The 2,985-nt window shown below is 60.7% G+C and carries 2 protein-coding genes; both read left to right on the top strand.

Features of this window, described 5'->3' with window-relative positions:
• The first annotated feature begins 100 nt into the window (after positions 1–100).
• Entirely contained in the window at positions 101–1,945 is a 1,845-nt protein-coding gene (locus ACILSI_RS26955; RefSeq protein WP_395725026.1) for a DNA methyltransferase, read from the top strand.
• 12 nt (positions 1,946–1,957) lie between these two features.
• On the top strand, positions 1,958–2,985 hold a 1,028-nt coding region (locus tag ACILSI_RS26950; protein WP_395725025.1), incomplete at its 3' end, for a DEAD/DEAH box helicase family protein.

Genomic DNA, 2,985 nt, shown 5'->3' with positions numbered 1-2,985 from the left:
CACAAGGTTCCATCATGCGAATCGGCCACCAACAGCACCCAGGCCGCGAAGAAGACTGGCCCCCAAGTTTTGGCCTTTTTAACCCCTCTTTTTCAACAGGCTGTTAACCCGGCTTGGCAACATTTGGGCAGACACAGTTTCAAGTTCAGCGATGGATAAATTGTATGTGGTTCAATCCGCAACAAAAGTTATCCAGCGTTGCATGTTAATGACCACGGACCCCGGCGACCTCGTGCTAGACCCGACGTGTGGGAGCGGGACGACGGCGTTTGTGGCAGAGCAGTGGGGGCGGCGTTGGATCACCATTGATTCCTCGCGTGTGGCCGCCGCCATCGCCCGGCAGCGGCTGCTGACGGCCTGCTTTGACACTTACAAGACGAAGGACCCGAGCGCTGGCGTGGACCCGAGCGCGCCGCTGAATCCACGGCACGGCTTCACCTACCGCAGCGTGCCGCACATCACGCTCAAGAGCATCGCCCAGAACAAGGGCCTGGATCCCATCTTTGCCCGGCATGAGCCAGTGCTGGCGGAGAAGCTGACGGCGCTGAATGCGGCCCTGAGCAGCGTGAGCCCAGCCATCCGTGAAGCGATGGTGGCGAAGCTGGTGCAGAAGCATCGCGAAGATGGCGTGAACGCGGTGACGGATGCAGACCAACGCCGCTGGCTGCTGCCTGACACGAATCCCGAGCTGATCCAGGTGATGGCCGCCAAGAGGCCCTTCAAAGGTATCACGCCCGGGCAGGTGAAAAACTACCGTGAAGCCATCCCCGAAGGTGAATGGAAGGAGTGGGAGGTGCCCTTCGACACGGATGCGGATTGGCCGAAGCCTTTGGCCGAGGCTTTGACTGCCTACCGTGCCGCATGGCGGGCGAAGATGGATGAGGTGAATGCCTGCATTCAAGCCAACGCGGAGCAGGAAGACCTCGTCGATCAACCCATCCCGGTGCCCGGTGTGGTGCGGGTCAGCGGTCCCTTCACCGTGGAGAGTGTGCGCCCGCTGGAAGACAGCATGATTGGTGCTGTGCATGCGGAACCCAGCCCTATCGGTGGTGCGCCGAATGTGCTGCAAGAAACCTTCGAGACTGAGGAGCCCGAGGACACCAGCCGAGACATCTCAAACGCGAGCAGCCACATCGACCGCATGATCGCGCTGCTGCGGCATGACGGAGTGCGTTTCCCGAACAACAAGCACCTCATTTTCACGCGGCTCGATCCGGTGGATGCGGAGTTCATCCACGCGGAAGGATCGCCCGTGGGGCAGGCCGAGCGCAAGGTGGCCGTCGTGGTAGGGCCTGAGCATGGAGCCATCACTGGCTACCAAGTGGAGCGGGCGAAGATCAGTGCCTACCAGCGCGGCTATGATGAGGTGATCTTCGCCGGATTCGCCTTTGATGCGTCCTCACAGGACCGCATTCAGGAAGCGCAAGCCATCGCCGAGAACGGCGGTGGCCCGCACTTCCACATGGCGCACATCCGGCCCGATGTGCTGATGGGTGACCTGCTGAAAGGCAACAAGGGCGGCAAGAAGGCCGCCACGGCGCAGGCCAGCCAGCAAATCTTCACCGTCTTTGGCCAACCGCGCACGAAGATCGAGGAGAAGGCGGGCGAACTCATCGCCCACATGGAAGGCGTGGACATTTACGACCCGGTCAAAAATAGCCTGGAAGGCACCAAGGCGGACAAGGTGGCCGCGTGGTTCCTAGACACGGACTACGACGGACGCACCTTCCACGTCTGCCAAGCTTTCTTCCCCGACAAGAGCGCCTGGGAGAAGATCGCCAAAGCGCTGGGCAGCACCGTGGACGAGGGCGTGTGGGAAACCTTCGCCAGCACCAGCAGCCTACCCTTTGCCCCCGGTAAGCATGGCCGGGTAGCGATCAAGGTCATTGATCCACGCGGCAATGAAGTGATGGCGGTGCATCGCCTGACGGGAGCCAATGCCTAATTCATCCAGACCATGGCACGCCAACCCACTTCAACAGCTCAGCAGGAGTTGCCCATCCAGGCACCTGTGGAGCAACCGATCCTCAACAGCCCCTACTACGAACCCAAGGAGCACTGGGTCTATGACAAAGCAGGCAAAGCCAACCGCATTGGCGGACGACGCTCGGCACGCTACTGGTGGACCACGCAGCAGACGGTGACGGGCCAGCAGGAGTTGGAAGGCATCGGCTCGGACTTCGGAAGTGAGCCTTTGCCACTGGTGAATGCTCTTCGTGCTGATCTGATCAAGTGGCGGAAGTCTGGTTACGAGAACGCCACGACAACGACCAAGGATCTGCTGCGGCATTGGAACTCGAAGGACCGGAATAGGCGGCTGTTCTTCTGCCAGATCGAAGCGGTGGAGACAATCATTTACATCAATGAAATCCTCGCCGCTGGCCGCACCATCCGTGGCAATGCCGACGTGACGGTGCATGATTACCAGAAGATGCTGCGCGGCGAGAAGCCTGCGCTGGCGCACATGATGGGCGATGCCTTCTTCCCACGTCTCTGCGATGTGGAGACACGAGAAGGCTGGAAGCCGCTCACACGCATTGGCTGCAAGATGGCGACGGGATCAGGCAAAACGGTGGTGATGGCGATGGTGATCGCTTGGGCCTTTTGCAATCGTGGGCGTGTGCCCGGCGATAATCGTTTCCCAAACACGGTGCTGGTTTGCTGCCCCAACCTGACGGTGAAGGAGCGCCTGCAAGTGCTGCGCCCCGACAACGTGGGCGGGAACTACTATGAGCAGTTCGACATCGTGCCTGCGCGGATGCGCCCGCTGCTCTACCAAAGCAAGGTGGCCGTCACCAACTGGCACGCATTTGCCCCCGAATCACCCCATGCCGAGGGTGGCGCGAACTACGCCGTGGTGAACAAAGGCGACGAAAGCGCGGATGCTTTCTCCCGGCGTGTGCTGAAGGACTTGCATGGCCGTGGCTCCATCCTGGTGATGAATGATGAAGCTCACCATGCGTGGCGGCCTGCTCCACCTGAGAA

It is taken from the genome of Prosthecobacter sp. (assembly GCF_044232965.1).
In the GTDB taxonomy this organism is placed as follows: Bacteria; Verrucomicrobiota; Verrucomicrobiia; order Verrucomicrobiales; family Verrucomicrobiaceae; genus Prosthecobacter.
Note: the sequence above shows the minus strand (reverse complement) of the source record. Positions and strands in the feature narration are given on the sequence as shown.